Genomic DNA, 20,122 nt, shown 5'->3' on the forward strand with positions numbered 1-20,122 from the left:
GCAAAAGACGACTCCCCAACATTCCCTAACCGCGTACACTGAAGAGCAGGTTTTAGGTGACAGGTTCTCGGACCTTCGCCGGAAGATCCGATGAAAGGCAGGCACCCGCCTGACGTGCGTCGATCGCGCGAGACAGGGGCCGAGCGTGCAGTGCCTTCCCAGACGGGAGTCTGGGGACGAAAAAAGGTGTCTCATGTTCATACTGACATTCTAGCACGCCAATGGCGATGTCCAACGGCAATTACGGCGGCGATTGAAACAACAAACATCAGATGCCAAATCGCCAGCGCAGCTTCCTGATACCTCGCACCGCTGTGTAAAAGCCCAAAAAGACGCGTTCCGACCGTCGAAATGCCAGGCGGCACCACCGGCAGCGTGACAGGTACATCGCCGCTCGCGAATACGGCGGAAACGAAAATCGCAGTTACCAGACTACCTTGGATTAGCGGTCGATCGATCCGCCAAAATCGCTTTGTCGAACTCATCTCCAGTGCCGAAGCTTCAAAAACGCGATCCGAGATCCCTCGATAACCACTTCGTAAAACCCAGTAGGCGATTGAGGTTGCCCGAAAGGACAATGCGATCACGGTTGGCACAATCGTCATCTCGTACAAAAACCGAAAAATCGGTACGTCGAATTGAAAGAAGTTGACGACGGCGATCGCGACAACGGGACCAGGAATACAGAAAAGACAAATGCTTAACACGTCGAATATTTTCTCAATCCCGGCGCGTCGTCGCCCGAGTGCAGCCATGGGCCAGGCGATCAGAGAGGATAACAAACCGGTGGCTAAACCGAGAACAATTGTCCATTGATATTCACTCGCAAACGTTCTCGGTGCCAACAGCCATTCTTTCACACCTCGATGAATCGACCATACACTCACGATCTGGCCCTCGACGATGGCAACATCGTGACCGATCTTAACAAACAACCCGACAATCGGAACAAGGACGATCAAGGATGCACTTACCAACAGGATGAACGAAGAAATACCGATTGACCAGTTGCTTGGTTGTTCCTCGCAGACGCGAATCGGTTCTTGTGCTGACAGGGAGGCACCGGATGGTTGGTGCAATACCAAAAGAAGTGTGCCTAGCCCGAGTGCCAAACAAAGCGGTAAAGCACAAACGATCGCGATCGAAAGTCCATTGGGGTTGGCAGCATAAAACAGATAAAACTCATCGGCTAACGTTCGGTAACCGTACAAATCGACGACCGTCATTTCGGTTCCTGCGATGCCTGCGTTGATGAGGGTCGCTGCCAGAACCCAAGGCCAAGCGAGCGGCAAGCGAATCGTCCACCAAGCACGCAGCGGGCTGGCGTCAAGGAGCGAGTTTTCGATAACCGCTCGTGATTGGCTCTGTGTGCCGCACCATGTGGCCAGAGTGACAATTGCCGAACCAACCATCGCATGGATCCAGCCCGAAGCGACTAAACCGTGAAACGCTTCGAAGGATCTAGCACCTGAACCGGTTAGGGACAGCCATCCAAATTTGCCAGCGGTCGATTCCCAGATAGCGGCGTGCAAGATCAGCGGGATTGCAAGGGCAACGGTCATGGCCAAAATGAATAGTCGCGATGCGTACTTGGCAACCATTCGGCCACAAGCCATCGTTTCAGCAGCCCAAGCGGAAGGGATGCCAATCAATAACGACACCGTTGTCACCACCGCAATGAGCTGGAGAGTCGACAAGAGTGGGAACCAGAAGTTCAATGGAAACTCTTCTTCATGCTATTGGGGTCGAATTTAAACCGACCAATCGCTGGTCTTGATAGGTGCATCGATTGTAGGCGAGTTGTTCTATTAGACCACCATTGTGGTTATCCTAACATTGTCAAGCACGTTCAAAACATGCGATACTCCATTTGAAATCAGAACCAAGGTTAAAACAAGCTCTTCTGCCGGCAACTGTACGGGCTGTCGATTTAATCGGTTTGACTCGACTGATTGTTTCACGCCAAGCCATAGGCGACCGATGATGGAAAAGCTGACGCCTTCGGCTAAGCGTTAAACGATTAAATCGACAGGCCGTGTAAAGCTGACGCCTTCGGCTAAGCGTTAAACGATTAAATCGACAGGCCGTGTAACTCCGATTTTGACGCACCCCTTCCATTATCGAAACCACACAAGCATGAACTGTCCCGCCTTTTATTGTTTGCGATTTGCCATGTTCACCATTGGGCTTGTTACCGTCGCTTCGATTTGGCCATCGAGATTGAATGCGGATAGCGAACTTGGGATGCTGCTTGGCTTTGACTCTGAGCGTATTGCCAAGACATATCCTGTCAAAGACGTCGCATCGGCAGGCGAAATGGCAAAGCTGCTGTATCGGCTTGATCGGTTGCCGATCGAGAAAATCGAGCAGATCGCCGATTTGGACCAAGGTCAAATGACGATCTCGGTCAGCGATGCGCTGCGCATCAAAGGAAAAATTGAAGAGATTAGTCTAATCACCGTCCCTGAGAAATTAGTTGAGTTCTTAGAGATGGAACGTTTTGTTCGGCTGCAGATCGCATCGGAAGACAGCGACGATCGGTCAGCGGTCGAGGTCTTTACAAGCAGACTACCAAGCGATGCCGTCGTGGGTGACCGCGTACGAGGTGTTGGCATTTGCCTAAACAAATCGGGTGGCGCTGTGGCGACCGCTCCGTTGCAGTGGTTCCCGGCATCACCGAAAAACGTCGGCTGGAAGTTACTATCAGAAGCCGGTGTCGACGTCGGTAGCCTGAGTTCGGTGGCAGCTCGTAACCGCAAACCGCTAACGGGTGAAGACACCGAAATCTTCTATCACATGTTGGCTGCGGCGGCCGACATGAAGGATCATCGCGAAGCTCCAAAACCAATCCATGCGGTCGATCTACTGAGAGATCCAATCGCTTACACCGGAGAATGGATAAGTCTGGAAGTGGAGACGATTCAAATCACTCGGATCGCGGTTGTCGAACCGACTCGGCAACAACAACTTGGCAGCGATCACTACTATCAAATCGACGCCATCGGAGATCTGGGAAACATCGTCGTCGAAATTGCCCCCACAAAAGACTCGGGTGGAAAACCGGCAACGTTCGAAAACCGTTACCCCGTATCACTGGTTTGCAAAACCCTTCCGGCATGGCTCGAAGAGCGGATCGAGCAGCAGGCGGGGACCGATTCGATCGTCACGCCATTGACGGTCCCTGTCACGATTGACGGTTTCTTTTATCGGCTTTGGAGTTACAGCAGTGAGTACATGCGCCAATTCGGCGGTGGGGATCAATTCGGGCCTTTGGTGATTGTCGCGAACGTGACCAACCGCGAACCTTCCGATGCCGACATTGTTGGGGTTCGCCGCATCGGTTGGATTGCAGCGTTCGCGATGGGATTGGGCATTTTCGCTTTATTGTTATGGAGCTTTATTGTCGCACGTCGAGACCGTGCCGTGGCCCAACGTCGGCATCAACGGGAAGCAGAGCAACTGGAATTTCCCGACGAGTCGCTTTGATTTTGGGGGTGATTGATTGGTATTGCACAGCGGAAATCGTCGTACGGTGCGATCCACGTCCCCGTCAATTGATCGTTCGAAGCACCGTCACGACAGGTATTTTTTCCCCATGTCTACTTGACCGCAGGCGTCGTTCCGAGACGATAGAGGCTCACGTTTCAATCCTTATATGAAAAACCTTTCAAACAGAGTGAATGAAGAAAATGCGCCGAGCCAAAATATCGATTGTTGGAGCTGGAAATGTTGGAGCGACGTGTGCTCATTGGTGTGCCGCTGCGGAATTGGGCGATATCGTCTTACTCGATATCCCGCAGACCGAAGATATGCCAGCGGGTAAAGCGCTTGACTTAATGCAAGCATCACCCATCATGGGCTTCGACTCGAATATTGTCGGGACGACTAGCTACGCGGATACAGCGGACAGTGATGTGGTTGTCGTCACTGCGGGGATTCCCCGAAAACCTGGCATGAGCCGCGATGATTTGCTTGGAACGAATGCAAAGATCATTACCAGCGTTGCCGAGCAGATTAAAGCGAGCAGCCCCAATGCGGTGGTCATCGTCGTCAGCAATCCGCTCGATGCCATGGTCCAACAGATGTGGAAGGTAACCGGTTTCGACTCTGCTCGCGTCTGCGGACAAGCAGGCGTGCTCGACACCGCTCGTTATCGCGCCTTTTTGGCAATGGAACTGGGTGTGAGTGTCGAGGACATCAGTGCTCTTTTGATGGGTGGTCACGGTGATACAATGGTCCCAATGCCAAGTTGTACGAGCGTTGGCGGTATCCCTATCACTCAATTGGTGAGCGAAGAACGGTTGGAAGAAATCGTCGATCGCACTCGCAAGGGTGGTGCAGAAATCGTTTCGCTGCTGAAAACCGGCAGCGCCTATTACGCACCGGCTGCGGCATGTGCCCAAATGGCCGAGGCAGTCGTTCGAGATAAGAAACGAGTGATTCCGGTTGCCGCTCTTTGCGACAGCCAATACGATGTCGGTGGCTATTACGTTGGCGTCCCAGTCGTCATGGGCAGCGGTGGAGTCGAAAAGATCATCGAGCTAAGCCTCACCGACAAAGAAAAAGCGGCGTTTGAGCATAGCGTCAAAGCGGTCAAAGACTTGGTTGCAGTCATGGATCAATTGCTTGCTTCTTAAGTCAATTTTTTCGTTTTCGAATGGTTTCGAAAAATTAAGACTTGCATTCACGTTGACACCTACTGGCACTTGCCCGTAGGGTTATGTCATTCATCTCAAGCACGCTTTGCGTATTCGTTTTTAAGATGCCAACGAGGGTTATGACTCGTTGGCGGCGAAGCCTGCGCAGCCCTTCTTTTCAACGACGCGGCAAATAATGAATCGATTCGATGCAAATGATCACTGGGACAAATCAGATCATTGGACCAACGCCCAATTCAAAGAATCACCACCTTCTTATCTCTGTTCGCACGAGAACGATTCGCGGACGCCAACCGGAGGGGAATTGCCGGGCGAATCCTTATCATTTGGCCCCGATTTTGCTTCGCAAACCGTCTCTATCTTGCCCTTGCACTACGAGCCAAACTATCGTTATCCGCTAATCGTTTGGCTCCATAGCGACGGCAATAACGAAAACCAAATCAAACAGATCCTACCTCATATCAGTGTGCGCAATTTTGTCGCAGTTGGCATTCGTGGCACGCGCTCGATCGATTCCTGTGGCCACTGCTACGAATGGCGCAAGAGCCCTGCAGCCATTCAGCTAGCATACGAGAACGTTCTTGATGCCATCGATCATCATTGCGAACAATTTTCGATCGACGCGACGCGAGTGATCTTGGCAGGCTATCAAGGTGGCGGGACCATGGCGATGCGAATCGCCTTCGAGGCCCCCAACCGCTTCGCCGGCGTGGTTTCACTCGGGGGAGGCGTTCCCAAAGGTTGCCGATCACTTTCAAAACTTGATGAACTTCGAAACCGGCGGTTGCCAATGCTTTGGCAATGGGCGGTCGAGAGCGAGTCGTATTTCCGCGAACAAGTCGAGCGAGACATGCGGACGGCAATGATGATCAAAGCGCAATTGGAAATTCGCCAATACGTCTCCGACGACGAAATGAACACCACCACGCTCTCAGATATCAACGAATGGATCATGGCCAAGGTGATTCCTGGCCAGCAGAACCAAACGAACGGGGCATACCGTACAACACCGACCCAATTTTCGCATAATTAATCATGACGAGCGACGCTAGCTTTCCAGATACGGATTCGCCGATGGGTGACGATCCCATCGGCAAGAAAATTTTGATCGTCGATGACGACATCGAGATCATCGAATCGGTGCGATACGCTCTGGAAGGAGAAAACTACCATGTGGTTGTGGCCCGGGACGGCAACCAGGGTCTGGCATTGGCCGAACGTGAGAATCCCGATTTAATGATTCTCGACATGATGATGCCAAAACGCAGTGGTTTTTTGGTGCTCGAAAAACTGCGGCGAGTTCGTGACGAACCTCTGCCCGTCATCATGATTACTGGAAATGAAGGGAGCCGACACAAGGCTTACGCCGAGTTGTTGGGCGTGAGCGATTACATTCGCAAACCGTTTCCAATGGACCGATTGATTGAAGCGGTCAAAAAGTTGATCGATCCCTCATGAAGGTGCCCTCATGAAAGCGACCGATGCAAGCCAACGAAAAATTCTCGTTCTTGCAGCCGTCTGCGGAGCCCTGGGGGTTCTGATCGGAGCGTTCGGGGCTCACGGCCTGCCAAACCTGTTGGCTGATCGGGGATTGCCCGAAGCGACGGTTCTCAAACGATTGGATCAATTTGACGTCGGCGCACGCTACCACTTGATTCATGCGGTCGTCCTTCTCGCACTCGCTGCATTACCGATTGGCAGTCACGTGCTCCGCACCCGGATTGCTTGGATGTTTGTCGCCGGCATCCTCTTTTTTAGCGGCAGCCTCTACTTGCTAGTCTTGACAAACCAGCCCAAATTTGGCGCGATCACACCGATCGGCGGGGCGACATGGATTGCTGCATGGTTGTTGTTGGTACGGCTTCGGTAGAGCGGTGCCGCGAAAGAGACCGGTGTCGCGAAAGCCGGACAAGACTTTTGTTTTTCAGCGAGGACGCAAATCACGATGACTTCCGCTACGCATTCAGCCTGAGTTTAGCGTCCCAGATACGCATCGATCTGCTCCGCCTTGCGCATCAGGTAGGGAACGTGTTGTTCGGTCGTTTGAATCAGACGTGATAACTGTCGCATTTGCTGAGTAAATTCCTCTGTGAATTTTCGTTGTTGCTCATCACGCCACGTTTGTTCCAATTGATTCATCTGAGACGCTAACGCGGTCGTGCTCTGCTTCATCTCTTCCGAGAATCGGTGTAATTGGGCTGCGAATTGACGGAGTTGGTCGGGATCGACAACAGCTTGGTTCATAGGGTTTAGCCTCGGCGGATTTCAGAGCCTTTGAAACGGATGGCAATACGATAGACTTTCTTTTCTCGGCAATGCACTTCGCCCGTTTGCAGATCAAAGTTCACCGGCACTTCGTATCGCTGCAAGTCGATGCTGGCGTTAAACCCCCGTTCGGAAAAGACATCGATCAAAATCTTTAGATTCAAGGGCTCGTCGAGTAAAGGGTCTTCGCTGTTGATGCTGCAATATCCTGGGATCGCGTGGCGTACGATAATCGGCATCATCTTGTCTTGAATCAAATGAATCACATCGTGGAATGCTTGGGCGTGCTTCATTTCGTATTCGTCCAACCGGCTGACCAAGTCCCTTCGAGCATGAGCAAGAATGTCACTGGCGACCGGCAAGCGAGACACGCTGTGATAGGTCTGCGGATCGAGTTCGAGCGAGCTTTGGTATTCCAATTCCTTTAGGATGTTGGCCTTGACGACCTCAATCGACGCCTGGGCGTTGATAAAGTGGTAGTGGAAAATCTGTTTGAGCGATACCAAGGCATCGTAGGTCTTTTCTTTGAAGACCCGATAACGGTTGCGTGCCAATTCGCGATCAAAGTCGGTCGGGCGTTCTTCCAGTAATGTTCCGGATCCCGTACGTTTGACCTCGCTGTTGTGGGCGATCACTTCACGCCCGCGTTTAAGTTGCCGTTCGATGCTCTCATGTTCTTCAACAAACAGAACCATGATGTGAAAGCAAGGATTCTTAAACTTGCTCTCATGTTCCGTTCCCAGGAAATATCGCCTCAGGGTCAGCATCTCGCTGTGAAGCATCTTCAGACATTCCACTTGGACCTTCGTTCGCGGAAAGCCATCGAGGATGGCTCCCGATTGATGGACGGGTTTCAGCAATTCGCGAAGCAAAATACTAATCACCTCGCGGTCGCCTACCATCCCACCACGAGCTTTGATCGCTTTTGCTTCAGGACTATCGAGCAATTCACTGACCACAATGGGCTGTGCCGGGATGTCACGCACTTTGCGGATGTAGTTCGTGTTGGTCCCTTTTCCGGCACCCGGCGCACCGCCGAGCAAAATCAACTCGCGTGGGAAACAGAGATTTTCGCGGCCCAATTCCGATTCCAGTTGTTTCATAACGGAGTTGAAGATGAGCTGCGCATCTTTGACTTCGAGATCGTTTGGGGATCGTTTTTCAACGCGGCGATCAGATTCAGTAGAGTTCACGATTCATTTCCGACAACAGACAACTGGAATTTCTCGCTTTGGGAACGAAACCAATGCGAATGGGCGATGGGGAACAGGATAGCATTTCGAGCAACAATAATCAGTCCCCCCCTCTGGAAGTAAGAAAGAACCGCTGGTTCCCTGGCGGGAACCTGAGTACAGGGGCATCGTTGCTGACGAACCACTTCCATCTCGACCGTTAGTTGCCATGCACAACACAAAAGACTAACATAAAACGGACCTGGTTGACTTGAGTCTTCATCGAACGAAAGCAGTGAAATGTATGAATAGGGCACTCGAACCGAGACAGATTGATCGATTGATTCAGGCAGCTACGTTGGTTCGCGATCAAGCCTATGCTCCGCACAGCCATTTTTACGTTGGCGCCGCTCTGCTTATGGAGGATGGCGAAATCGTCGTGGGATGCAATGTGGAAAACGCTAGTTATTCCATGTGCTTGTGTGCCGAACGCGTCGCCGCCGCCGCCGCGATCTCGAAAGGTTATCGGCTTTGGAAAGGGATCGCCGTTGCGAGTGTCGGGGGCGTTTCGCCCTGTGGCGCATGCCGACAATTCCTTTCGGAATTTGGCCTTGAATTGCCCGTCGTGATCACTGACGTCATCGATGGTTCCTACAAAATTCGATCTCTGAAACAGTTGTTGCCCGAGGCGTTCGATGGCTCTTTATTGCCGACCCACGCTTAGGCGACCGCTCATGGAATAGCTGACGCCTTCGGCTAATTTTTGTTTAACGCCAAGCCATAGGCGACCGCTCATGGAAAAGCTGACGCCTTCGGCTAAGCGTTAAACGATTGAATCGACTGCCCGCAAGCCGTCTGGTCTCAACCCAATGTTTTATCGGGCCAATGAATGAGGGCAAGAATCTTTCGTGGCTGTGGCTTCCAGCCGCAGTGGACCGAGGCAAGAGGCCTCCAACGACTCTTTTGCCAAGCCGAAAACCAAGCTGCGGCAAAGCACTCGACGCCATTGCAAGCGAATAAGGGTTGCTTTAACGGCAAAAAGGCGTCTGCGATCGATTGATTCGTCATTCCCCCTGGCGGGTTGTCGCCTAAACGGCTGTTTGAACCCTCCGTCGGCTCGCGGATTACGAAAAACCACGAAATAGTTAGCTTTGATTGGCGGTTAATTGCTTCCCTCTTTGGCGGTTCTACATTAAAACATTGCCTTCCCGTCAAACGGCTCCGCCAACATGAACTCGACCTCCACTCTCAGCAGCGTCCCTTTGCATTCATCGATTCCCCGTCCTGACGCTGAAACCCGGTCTAACACCGAAGCCGTTGAAAACGGTAGACCGCACGCGAACACCGGAATTGGCACTCGCGTCGCGGCGACGCCAGAGGACCTTGATGACCAATCCAAACAGCAGATTTTGGGGATGTACGGCATCATTTCGGAAGAAATGCGGCAAATCGAGCAGCGTTTTCACGCGGAGCTTCAAAGCCCCTATGAATCGCTGGTTCCCGTGCTTCGTCATGGGACCCAATTAGGTGGTAAACGACTGCGCCCCGCAATGTTACTTTTGTCGGGTGCTGCATTGGGGAAATTGACCTCTGATCACATTGTTCTCGGGACCGTGGTCGAAATGGTACACACTGCCACGTTGATCCATGATGACGTGCTCGACGAAGCGGTGATGCGACGTCATTCGGCGACCGTCAATGCGAAATGGAATAATCACACCAGTATCCTGCTCGGTGATTATTTGTTCGCACAAAGCTTTCGGTTGGTAGCGACGATCGGTTCGATTGAAGCCTGTCAATGGCTCGGGGAATCAGCTCGATTGATCTGCGAAGGAGAAATGCGACAAATCTTGACACGGGACGTTTTGGATTTGGATGAGTCTACCTATCTAGAAATGATTCAAGGCAAGACAGCTGAGTTGTGCCGTGTTGCTTGCCGACTCGGTGCAAAGTTTTCGGGCGGTTCTGATTTTGATATCGATGCTTTGGCCGATTACGGCGATTCGCTTGGAGTCGCGTTTCAAATCGCCGATGATTATCTCGATCTTTGGGGAAGCGATGAGCGAGTAGGAAAGACGCTCGGCACGGATATCGAACAAGGCAAAACGACGCTTCCAATCATTCGCATGCTTTGTAGCGTTCAGGAATCTGAACGCGAGCGAATCGCGTCGCTGTTGCTCGGTCCTAGTGAGCAACGCCTCAAAGCAATCATGCCCTTCCTGGAACAGAGCGATGCCAAGGCTTACACGCGGCGTATTGCTGAAGAGTATCGAACAAAGGCGATTGAGTCGATCAGTCATTTGGCCGATTCGGAAGCGAAACAGGCATTGATTGCCATCGCGAATTTTGCAGTCGATCGCCGCTTTTAACGCGATTTTTGGTAGCCGCGACGGGATCGAAGGCTCGACGCTCGGTTTCATGCCGTTCTTTTTAAGTACAGCGACGGACCATTTTTCACTGAAAAATGCGAGAGACTCTCGCTGAGTCGCAAGGCCAACGCCCCAATCGTATTGCGGCATGCGGCCCGCTGGGTAAGCGGTTACCCAACAAAAAGAAGGGTGAGCGGTGAGCTTTTGTCGATCATAAAGGCCTGGACATTGACCGCGTGATTCTGATAAAGGTGAGTGCCACAAAACATGGACTTGCGACAATGCAGTCCGTTTACCCTTACGGATCCTATTGCTTTTAGCGCGTTTATGGACGACCCACCTCCTCGCTTGCTCCTCGATGCACTGCATCGCTGTGTGGCGTGTTGCAGCGGCGCATTGTTGAAAATGTTCATTTGCGGCGCCCCGGTGATCGTTCCCGGTCACTGCTGGTTGGCCGAGCAGGTGCGTCAAGCAAATCGTCGTGGTGTGGTGGGATGCATCTACCAAACGTTCGATAGTATCCCAGCGATTTTGGAGCGACTCGTACAGCACGATGACACAAATCCCATTCACTCGCTTCAACACGCCAAAGTGATCGGCCGACGTCATCATCTCTCCAACACACTTTTGCAAAGAGGGCTCCCTTCGCTCGCTGAGCCCTCGCAAAGTATCTTTCTTTCTCGAATCATATCGTAGTGGAGTGGCATGATGGGGCTCAAAAACGTCTTGCGATTCCCGGCTGATATCCGTCGTGCTAGACGTCTGTTAGCAAATCGTTCGTCCGATCATGCATTCGATGAGATCTCTCTCAACCAGCGTCCCATCGCTCTCGATCTGCACGGTTTTGACATGCTATTCGATTGTGGACGTCATCTCGCTTCCCTGGCTCACTATAGCGGCGAGATCGGCTCGCGATTTTATGTTCGCTCGAGCCGATTGGTGTTGGCGAGTATTAGCCACAAGCCATACGGTGCGAGGATGTTATCGTATCCGCATGTAACCTGGCTTTCCAACAAAGAACCACTTCCAAACGATGCATTGGTATTATCGGATTCTGACGTTTCGCAGCACAGGTCACCAGGCAACAATGGTCGGCGTTTGATTGAAATGCTTGTCGGATGCGACATCCCCGACGGACTACCAGTGATGCCCTATCCGATGCATCCGGATACACTTTCCTTTTTAGATAGCCATTCGCTCGGCAGTCATCGCAAGACGAAGCAGCGGAGCGGCATCCTATTCGCGGGAAGTCAGAAAACAAAATACGGACGCGACAAAATGCAGAACCGATTCGGTGTCCTCAGTCGACTGCATATCTTAGACATCATCCGAGATTGCTGTGACAATGGTCTCAACGGTGACGTTCCGGTGTTTTTGAGGAACAGCGCCATCGAGCCGGTCGCTGCAGCCGACTGGCTGTCTTTTTTGGCACAGTATCAATTCTTTGTTTGTTGCCCTGGGGTCGACCAACCTTTGTGCCACAATCTGATTGAATCGATGAGTGTCGGAACGATTCCGCTCATCGAATATGGTGATCGCTTGCGACCGAAGCTCGAAGATGGAGTCAACGCGATTTGTTTTCAAGGCGAAAGCGGATTGCGTCAAGCAATTCGTCGGATTGGAAGCATGACAAAATCTGAAATCACTTGCCTCTCCAACAACGTGGCCGAGCACTACGACCGCCACTTAGCAGGCGATACGTTTATGAAATCATTGAGAGACGAAACGATCGACGTGCCCTTCAACCAAGTCGCCATGCCATTTCACAGCGAGAACTTTTACCAAGGGCGCCAAACAAGCTGCCCATCCAACCATGCAAACGGCAATCGACGGAAGTAGCCACCAAGGGGCGTACCAAAATGTAACCTGCCAATGCCCAGCAGGCACAGCGATACGCTGCTTCAAAAAATCACTTCGTTCAACCGCTACGTTTACGACCCGCCCATCGATCAATGAGATCAGCCGAGCGCGCCAATGGCCATCTTGAATCACGTTTCTCTGTAGCGACGAATATTCTTCACATTCAACGAACACGATGGCGGAGTCCGCTTTGGATTCGAGAACCTCAACCGTGCCTCGCTTGTCGAGCGAATCAGGCCCCTCTGGTAGCGCCGCCAATCGTTTCCGGAAATCATCAAGTGTCACCACGCTGGTCTCGTTGGCCTCGTAGCTGGTCAATTGGTAAGACGCTTCGAGACTTTGTGGAACTGACGTGATTTGAATATTGCCAATATCATCGGCATGAACCAATCGGTTGATCGCCAACCACTTTCGGATCGCTTGCCAAAACTGATCACGCTGCTGAGGTGTTTTTCCTCGAAGCTCGCTGGCGACTGCCTCCCAGAACATTGCGACTGAGTCGCTTTGGATCGACACCATCGAATTAAAAACCGCTTGCCGTTCGGCGAGGTGCCAGCGACCGAACGACGACGTTCGCAGGGTCGATTCCACTTCCAATAAGCGTTGTTCACTTGGTCCCAGTCGCCAAGAAGCCGGAAATTGCGACTTCGACTTCGTACGAAGGGTGAGTCCCGATACCCTCTCGTTGGTATCAGCCAAGAGTTGTTGCTCCTGCTTGCGATTCACCTTATAGACAATTCCTGAACCAAACACGAACAAATCAACCGTAACCACGACGATCAGGAATCGAACAGCAGCGGTGGTTGTCAATTTGGATTTCGTCCAAGCTTGGAAAATCGCCCCCAAGGCGAATAGAACGAGCAACGAATGGGCGAGCGAATGTTGGATTTCTCGCAGCCCCGCATCGGCGTTGAGCGGCCCCCAAAACGGGTCCGATATTTTTGTTGCACGATCAAGAACCGCACTCCAAACACCGGGCGTCAAGCGAACGATGACGGTCGAGACCCATGCCGCGACCAGTACAGCGGCCAAGCCAACGATCATTCGCCTCGTTGCCCTGTGAAGCCGTTCTTCACCAAGATTGAAACATCGGTCGACGAATCGAGCGGTAACGATTGATAGCGAAATTGCAGTCAAGGGAAGCCATTTCGCTGGATATCTCAACGAGTCATAACCGGGGAAGAATGAATACAACCACCAATACAATCCGCCCGCGGCACTGTCAGTATCCAGCATCGCGCCGAACAGATTTTGCATGTACCAAACGAGACCGAAATGCCCCATCGCAGCGAACCAAGTCGCGATCGCGATCCCGAACCAGACATCAAGTTTTTCTTCCCTAAGTCGTGCCAATGGAGTTAGAAAGGCCAATGCAACCAGCAGTCCCATGTAGAGCGATGGCGTCCACATCTTGCCTTCGCCGGGCATCATCAAACCAAGCCGATGGTTCCTTGGAATTAGCGATCCCGACGCGTTAGCGGTCAGAAAGTCAACCGCATGCCATGGAGCAACAGAGAATGCGAAGACTTCCTGTCGACGAGAACCGGAGGAAGGCGGATCGAGCCAGTTTCCGGACTCAACCTCTCGGACACGATCACTTTGTTGGCTCCACGATAACGAGCCCGCGATTTGAGGAAGCGACAAACCGACGGCAATCAATGCACAAAACCCGATTCGTATCAAAACCGTTTGAAATTCGCCAAACGATCGGCGCTGAAAATCTCGAATTTGCCGCACAACAAGGGCAGCGATCACCACGATGAAACCATTCAGCAGCGTTTGCGGATCACCACCGAGAATCATCATTGCCGAGGCGATCGCTGCAATTCGAATTCGTCGACTCGCAAATTTTTTGTCGTTTGCCTCTGAACGGGAAAGCAAGTTGGAAAGCAATAGCGGCAACCATGCGGCGCCAACCAGAAAGGGTGGATTCGTGTAAAGAAACAGCACGCTGCCCGACATTGGATAGACCACCGCTGCGATCGTCGCCGCACCTTTTGAAACTCCCGCTTGCCGAGCGGCATAGCGGGCGGTTGCCGAGGCGATCAGCAAATGGACGACGACGTAGAGGCTAAGGCAAACATCCGAGGAGAGCGGCAGCGCGAACAAAAGCCAACGCAGTGGATAGAAAACCGCAGTCGTCGTTTCGCCGATCAAAGGCACACCCGTTTGATCGAGTGGGTTCCAAAGAGGCAACCAATCGGCATGCATCCGAGCCGCGACGTAATCGTACAGCGGTGTGTAAAAATAGCCGATATCGCGAAACGCCAACCGATCAAGGCCGATCAAGGCGGTCATGAATAGCAGCAAAATTGCAACACGGGGAAGATTCGACATCGTTAGGGTATCTCTTCGTTGGATAGGCATCTAGCCTGTCCAGAAAGCAGTGATAGGGGAACCGCCTATCCTACTTGTTAACGAGATCCTGTCACGATCCCCGCTTGCGACTGGGTTCGCAGAGCATCCGCGCGGTCGAGTACTTCGGGCGTCGGAGTCAGCGTTTTGGGGATCAATTGGATGTCAATGATTCGCTCGTCTCGCAGTTCACCAGGCCACAGGGTTTCGGAAATAAAATCGAGTCCCGGATACTCGTACCAAGGTGGATTGAGCCGACGGCGGATCGTCTCGGTACGGTAGCCATCTTTCTCGACTCGAATCTCACGTGTTCCATAATAGACAAAGCTTGTCGCGGCAGGGCTTGTGCCGATGACTTGGTTGTCGACCGAAATCGTCGCCCCTGAAGGACTCGTCCGCACGGTCATCCGCCTTCGAACGCAGCCAGACGAGGTCACCATGGTGACCAGAATGGCGGATGCAGCCAATTGCGAAACCGGGCGACGCAGCCAAAGAGGCATTCGGGTTTCACGAGATCGGCAAGCTGGCTCGGCAGCAGATTTCATTGGGCACACAGTAAAAGATTCGAATGGACATCACGTTCCGGCTTCTCTGTTAACAACTGGAAGCAACCGCCCGCAACATCGATTTTTGAATAAATGGCTTTTGCTTCGGGTCGTAGCCGAGTTTTTTGCCGCGGATGCAAGTCCGAATGGCGTGGACGGAAGGAATTCTGAAACGTGGAACATCCTTCCGTCGAGCTTGACTCGGCGGAGCAAACAAGTGGCGGCTACAAACCGCACGCCCGAAAGAAATTCGCCCCCCCCGAGGCTTACGGGTAGGATATGCAAGAGCTGCAAAACGGTCACACCCTTCTTCACCCAATCGAAAAATGAGAATCAAGCTCGACTCCCGTGTACGCTGACCCCCAACAGGATGATTTTCCTTCCAAAACGCTTCCTGCTTTGTTGCGGGGAGTAACATTTTTTCGGTTATTCGAGTAATCTGACGCAGTCCTTCGCCCGAATCCAGCGACATTTTTGGCGGGGGGATCTATTTTTTTACTTACGGGCTTTTTATGGTCTCTTCGGCAACCGAAACACAAAACCAGCATCCAAAACTCGACCCTGGGGCCCTCGATTCGGGCGCAGTTGATTCGGGGACAGTTGATAAGAGCGGAACGCGGGTCCGCGAAATGTTCCGTCAAATCGCACCTCGCTACGATGCAATGAACCATTTGCTGTCGCTCAGCGTTGACCGCTATTGGCGTTGGCGAACCGTTCGGATGCTGCGTCTGGATTCGGACGAACCCGTCCTCGATACCTGTACCGGGACTGGCGATTTGGCGATCGCGATTGCCAAGAAAGCACCTTCACTGAAGATCATCGGCAGCGATTTCTGCTATGCGATGTTGGAGATCGCCTGCCGCAAACGGCGTCTGCAAACGGCCAGCGAATCGATTGAGTTCATTGAAGCGGATTCCCAAGCGTTGCCATTTGCCGATGACTCATTCCAGTGCGTGACGGTCGCTTTCGGACTACGCAATGTGACCGATACCGATCGGGGACTAGGCGAGATGAGGCGAGTTTGCACGCCGGGCGGACAAGTCGTGGTACTGGAGTTTTCACGGCCACGATTGATTGGACTTCGGCAAGCTTACGGATTCTATTTTAGTCACGTGTTGCCTCGCATCGGACAATGGTTCGCTCGCAATGACAAGTCGGCCTACAAGTATTTGCCCGAATCGGTTGGTCAGTTTCCAGATGGCCAAGCGTTGGCCGATCGGATGACGGCCGCAGGACTAACCGATGTCCGGTTCACTCCGTTGACATTTGGTGTGGCTACGATTTATCGTGGAACGAAACCGAAAGAAGCATGATGACGACGGAAACGAAAGCAAAATTGCCGATCGTGTTGGCGATGACTGGAGCAAGCGGTGCTATCTTTGGCGTGCGACTCTTGCAAAGTCTGAGTTCGAGCGGCAACGACGTTCACCTGACCATCAGCCCCAGCGGGGCGGCGGTTATCCGCCAAGAATTGGACTTGAACCTCGACTTACGCTCACCCGATTTGGGATCGCTTCTTCGTTTCCAGCCCGCCTGGAGTCCGGCAAAGAGTCCGGCAAACTCGAACTCGCCTCACTCGGTTGCGAATCCGGCTGCTAGCTCTGCTGCGATGATAGACCAATCTCTCTCGCGAATTCACTATCACCGCTACGACGATTACTTTACCCCAATCGCTAGCGGATCGTTTCGGACTCAAGGCATGGTCGTCTGTCCGTGTAGCGGAACGACGCTAAGCGGAATCGCTCACGCCTCGGCATCCAACTTAATCCAGCGTGCTGCGGAAGTGCATTTAAAAGAGCGTCGGCGTCTCGTTTTGGTTCCCCGCGAAACGCCACTGAGCACGTTGCAACTCGAAAACATGCTCCGCGTGGCGACGGCCGGAGCGGTGATGTTACCGGCGATGCCGGGTTGGTATCACGGGGTCGATTCGATCGACTCGTTGGTCGATTTCGTGGTCGCTAGAATCTTGGATCAAATCGATGTCGACCATTCGTTGATTCAACGTTGGACGGAGGGCAGGTGAATTCGATGAGTGAACCGCTTGCCTCGACTCGTCGATCGAGCGTGAAAATCAGTGACTGGTTGGAGTTGATTCGCTTTAGCCATACCGTATTCGCATTGCCGTTTGCCGCCTTGGCAACCGTGATGGCATTTGCTACGCCACTTTCGAGTGGCCAGTATCCATCGTTTCGCATCCGAGACATTTTGGGGATACTGCTGTGCATGGTCTTCGCCCGCAGTGCGGCGATGGCATTTAACCGTCTGGTCGATCACCACATCGACGCCGAGAATCCGCGAACGGCCAATCGACATTTACCCGCTGGCGTGTTGTCACGACGGAGTGTGCTGGCGTTTGTGGTGCTCTGTTCGATCGGCTTTGTCGCATCGACGACTCTCTTTCTGCCGAATCGTTTGCCCTTGGCCGGGTCGATACCCATTTTGGCTTTTTTGTGCGGCTATAGCTTAGCAAAACGGTTCACGTCTGCATCGCACTTGTGGTTGGGTGTGGCTCTGAGCCTGTCGCCGATTTGTGCGTGGGTGGCGATTCGCGGTAGCGAGGTGATCGCATTTCCAAACGATATTCTGATCCCTGCCGTGCTTGCTGCGGCCGTTGCCGCCTGGGTGGCTGGGTTCGACATCATCTACGCTTGCCAAGATGCCCCGTTCGATGCGGGAAAGGGATTGCATAGTATTCCCTCTCGCTATGGAATCGGCGGTGCACTACGATTCGCTGCGGTTTTTCATCTAGCGATGCTTGGTCTGCTAGGTATTTTACTAATCGTTGGCCGATCGGCTGGACTTGGGCCGCTCTTTGCAGCGGTATGGTTGGTAATCGCAGCCATGGTATTTTGGCAGCACTCGCTGGTCCGTCCCGATGACCTGGACCGAGTGAACCAGGCTTTTTTTAATGCGAACGCGGCGATAAGTTTGACACTACTCGTCGCAGGAACAATCGATTGTTTGTGGGTTTAGGAAACAGAATGAATCACGATTACGAAACACGATTTCGCGAAATTCGAAACAAGGTCGAAGCTCAGCAGCGATTGACGCTCGATGACGGCATTTTCTTGTACGATCCGAATGTGCCTCTTCAAGCGGTGGGCGAATTGGCGAATTGGGTGCGAGAGCAGAAAAACGGGAACGTTGGCTACTACAACATCAACACGCACTTGAACCCGACGAACGTTTGTGTCTATCGATGCCGGTTTTGCGCCTTCCGAAGCGACCTGCGCGATCCGAAAGGCTATGTGATGAACGATGAGCAAATCCTGGCTCGCGGACGAGAAGCGACCGAAAACGGGTGTACTGAAATGCACATCGTCGGTGGTTTGCATCATCAAAAAACGTACGAATGGTATCGTAACATGATCGAGATACTGCATCGCGAATACCCGAAAATCCATTTGAAAGGCTGGACCGCTGTCGAGATCAATTGGTTCGAATTTCAAACGAAGAAATCAGTCCGATGGGTTTTAGAGGACTTGAAGTCGGTTGGTCTTGGCAGTATGCCCGGCGGCGGCGCCGAGATCTTTCATCCTGAAGTCCGCGATCAATTGTGCGAACACAAAGCGAACACGCACGCCTGGTTAGACATCCACCGAACCGCTCATCAAATCGGACTGAAAACCAATTGCACGATGCTCTACGGGCATGTCGAAAAGGCGTTTCATCGCATCGATCATCTACTCCGGCTAAGAGACTTGCAAGATGAGACCGGTGGCTTTCAAGTTTTCATTCCGTTAGCGTTCCATCCTGAAAACACAAAGTTATCCGATATTAAGAAGTCATCGGCTTTAATGGATTTGCGGACCATTGCAATCAGTCGTTTGATGCTCGACAACGTCCAGCACATCAAGGCTTACTGGATCATGCTAGGGGTCGAGACCGCGCAAACGGCACTGGCCTATGGTGCGGACGATCTCGACGGGACGGTGCGTCACGAATTGATCTATCACGATGCTGGCGCGACGACCCCAGAGTTTTTATCGATCGATAAAATAAGGGGGTTAATCAGTGAGGCTGGCCGCGAGCCAATTGAACGTGACACCATCTATCGCCGCGTCCACCGCGACCCCGATGATTTCAAGAATTGGAAAAGCGGCGAACCCGTCTCTTCGTTGGCTAGTGCTGTTGGTAGTGTCGGACAATGACAACATCACCACCATTACCATCCGCCGCAGGATGGTTCATTGTCATCGATGGCATTGATGGCGCTGGGAAATCGACACAGGCCAAGCGGTTTTGCGAGCTGTTTAATCATTGCGGCTTTTCGGCAATTCAGTCATTTGAACCGACCGATGGCCCTTGGGGACGAAAAATCCGGGAAAGTGCCGTGAGTGGTCGCATGAGTCTCGAAGACGAGCTGCACGCTTTTCTTGCAGATCGACATGAGCATCTTGAAACATTGATCCAACCCGCTCTCGCCAACAATCAAGTCGTGATTGTCGATCGATACTTTTACTCCACCGTCGCCTACCAAGGTTTGCGCGGGATCGATACGGTCGATCTACTCGATCGGATGAGAGCCGAGTTTCGGATTCCGGATTTGACTTTGTTTTTCGATTTGACGGTATCGTTAGCGCTCGAACGAATCTCGCTGCATCGTGGCGATATTCCGAACGAGTTTGAACAAGAGGACGCATTGAGTCGCATCCGCGAAACGTTTCAGATGATGTCGGGGGTTTGCGACGAAGTGCGTACGATCGACTGCGTTGGCGATGTGGATACCGTCCGTTCGAATGTGGCGTCAGCCATCGGCGAGTATTTGCGTAGTCGTCCCGATGTTTTGGCGTTTGACAATCAGGCGAAAACGAGGCTATTGAAAGCACTTGATGGCATCGTGGAGTCCAGGCATTAGCCGATTCAGCATGGTTCGGAAACACTTGACCGGTCTGGTC

18 protein-coding genes are annotated in these 20,122 nt (G+C 52.4%); 13 read left to right on the forward strand and 5 right to left on the reverse strand.

The window, feature by feature from the left end; genetic code table 11:
- Positions 1–197: 197 nt before the first annotated feature.
- Positions 198–1,718 carry an ABC transporter permease gene (locus Q31b_RS18155; protein ID WP_146601085.1) on the reverse strand — a complete coding sequence of 507 codons (1,521 nt, stop codon included), beginning with the start codon at positions 1,716–1,718 and terminating at the stop codon, positions 198–200.
- A 418-nt stretch (positions 1,719–2,136) separates the two neighbouring features.
- Between Q31b_RS18155 and Q31b_RS18160 the strand changes: the two genes are divergently transcribed.
- The 5 genes from Q31b_RS18160 to Q31b_RS18180 all read left to right on the forward strand — a co-directional run bounded on the left by Q31b_RS18160 (position 2,137) and on the right by Q31b_RS18180 (position 6,528).
- On the forward strand, positions 2,137–3,486 hold the full coding sequence (locus tag Q31b_RS18160) for a hypothetical protein (protein ID WP_146601086.1): 1,350 nt from the start codon (positions 2,137–2,139) through the stop codon (positions 3,484–3,486).
- Positions 3,487–3,689: 203 nt separating this feature from the next.
- Positions 3,690–4,637: a malate dehydrogenase gene (gene mdh / locus Q31b_RS18165; RefSeq protein ID WP_146601414.1), complete on the forward strand. Its 948-nt coding sequence runs from the start codon at positions 3,690–3,692 to the stop codon at positions 4,635–4,637.
- 196 nt (positions 4,638–4,833) lie between these two features.
- Positions 4,834–5,691 carry an alpha/beta hydrolase gene (locus tag Q31b_RS18170; RefSeq protein WP_146601087.1) on the forward strand — a complete coding sequence of 286 codons (858 nt, stop codon included), beginning with the start codon at positions 4,834–4,836 and terminating at the stop codon, positions 5,689–5,691.
- Positions 5,692–5,732: 41 nt separating this feature from the next.
- Complete coding sequence (locus tag Q31b_RS18175; protein ID WP_146601415.1) at positions 5,733–6,116, forward strand: response regulator transcription factor; 384 nt, start codon at positions 5,733–5,735, stop codon at positions 6,114–6,116.
- A gap of 10 nt (positions 6,117–6,126) precedes the next feature.
- Complete coding sequence (locus tag Q31b_RS18180; protein ID WP_146601088.1) at positions 6,127–6,528, forward strand: DUF423 domain-containing protein; 402 nt, start codon at positions 6,127–6,129, stop codon at positions 6,526–6,528.
- Positions 6,529–6,632: 104 nt separating this feature from the next.
- Here Q31b_RS18180 and Q31b_RS18185 read toward each other — a convergent pair whose 3' ends face one another.
- The gene (locus Q31b_RS18185; protein ID WP_146601089.1) at positions 6,633–6,902 is read right to left on the reverse strand and encodes a WXG100 family type VII secretion target; all 270 of its coding nucleotides are present in this window, start codon (positions 6,900–6,902) and stop codon (positions 6,633–6,635) included.
- Between the two features lie 5 nt (positions 6,903–6,907).
- Positions 6,908–8,116: a nucleoside monophosphate kinase gene (locus tag Q31b_RS18190; protein WP_231617672.1), complete on the reverse strand. Its 1,209-nt coding sequence runs from the start codon at positions 8,114–8,116 to the stop codon at positions 6,908–6,910.
- A gap of 283 nt (positions 8,117–8,399) precedes the next feature.
- Here Q31b_RS18190 and cdd point away from each other — a divergent pair, with 283 nt between their 5' ends.
- From cdd to Q31b_RS18205, 3 genes are all read left to right on the forward strand, one after another.
- On the forward strand, positions 8,400–8,819 hold the full coding sequence (cdd, locus tag Q31b_RS18195; protein WP_146601090.1) for a cytidine deaminase: 420 nt from the start codon (positions 8,400–8,402) through the stop codon (positions 8,817–8,819).
- Positions 8,820–9,324: 505 nt separating this feature from the next.
- Positions 9,325–10,464 (forward strand): polyprenyl synthetase family protein, encoded by a 1,140-nt coding sequence (locus Q31b_RS18200; RefSeq protein WP_231617673.1) that lies wholly within the window; start codon positions 9,325–9,327, stop codon positions 10,462–10,464.
- Positions 10,465–10,791: 327 nt separating this feature from the next.
- Positions 10,792–11,160 carry a hypothetical protein gene (locus Q31b_RS18205; RefSeq protein ID WP_197171774.1) on the forward strand — a complete coding sequence of 123 codons (369 nt, stop codon included), beginning with the start codon at positions 10,792–10,794 and terminating at the stop codon, positions 11,158–11,160.
- A 1,014-nt stretch (positions 11,161–12,174) separates the two neighbouring features.
- Here the strand turns inward: Q31b_RS18205 and Q31b_RS18210 are convergent.
- Complete coding sequence (locus Q31b_RS18210; RefSeq protein ID WP_146601092.1) at positions 12,175–14,661, reverse strand: hypothetical protein; 2,487 nt, start codon at positions 14,659–14,661, stop codon at positions 12,175–12,177.
- A gap of 77 nt (positions 14,662–14,738) precedes the next feature.
- A complete protein-coding gene (locus Q31b_RS18215; protein WP_231617674.1) occupies positions 14,739–15,224 on the reverse strand; it encodes a PEGA domain-containing protein in 486 nt (161 codons plus the stop codon).
- Between the two features lie 512 nt (positions 15,225–15,736).
- On the opposite strand from Q31b_RS18215, the gene ubiE reads away from it, so the two are divergent.
- The 5 genes from ubiE to tmk are packed head-to-tail and all read left to right on the forward strand — an operon-like array spanning position 15,737 to position 20,082.
- Positions 15,737–16,537 carry a bifunctional demethylmenaquinone methyltransferase/2-methoxy-6-polyprenyl-1,4-benzoquinol methylase UbiE gene (gene ubiE, locus Q31b_RS18220; RefSeq protein WP_146601093.1) on the forward strand — a complete coding sequence of 267 codons (801 nt, stop codon included), beginning with the start codon at positions 15,737–15,739 and terminating at the stop codon, positions 16,535–16,537.
- Positions 16,537–17,247, forward strand: coding sequence for a UbiX family flavin prenyltransferase (locus tag Q31b_RS18225; protein ID WP_146601419.1), 711 nt, complete (start codon positions 16,537–16,539; stop codon positions 17,245–17,247). Before ubiE ends, Q31b_RS18225 begins: the two co-directional genes overlap by 1 nt.
- Before the next feature lie 5 nt (positions 17,248–17,252).
- Entirely contained in the window at positions 17,253–18,197 is a 945-nt protein-coding gene (locus Q31b_RS18230) for a UbiA-like polyprenyltransferase (RefSeq protein WP_146601094.1), read from the forward strand.
- Positions 18,198–18,205: 8 nt separating this feature from the next.
- A complete protein-coding gene (gene mqnE, locus Q31b_RS18235; RefSeq protein ID WP_146601095.1) occupies positions 18,206–19,375 on the forward strand; it encodes an aminofutalosine synthase MqnE in 1,170 nt (389 codons plus the stop codon).
- Positions 19,372–20,082 (forward strand): dTMP kinase, encoded by a 711-nt coding sequence (gene tmk / locus Q31b_RS18240; RefSeq protein WP_146601096.1) that lies wholly within the window; start codon positions 19,372–19,374, stop codon positions 20,080–20,082. The genes mqnE and tmk overlap by 4 nt, the downstream gene beginning before the upstream one ends.
- Positions 20,083–20,122: the final 40 nt, after the last annotated feature.

This window comes from Novipirellula aureliae, from assembly GCF_007860185.1.
Lineage (GTDB): Bacteria > Planctomycetota > Planctomycetia > Pirellulales > Pirellulaceae > Novipirellula_A > Novipirellula_A aureliae.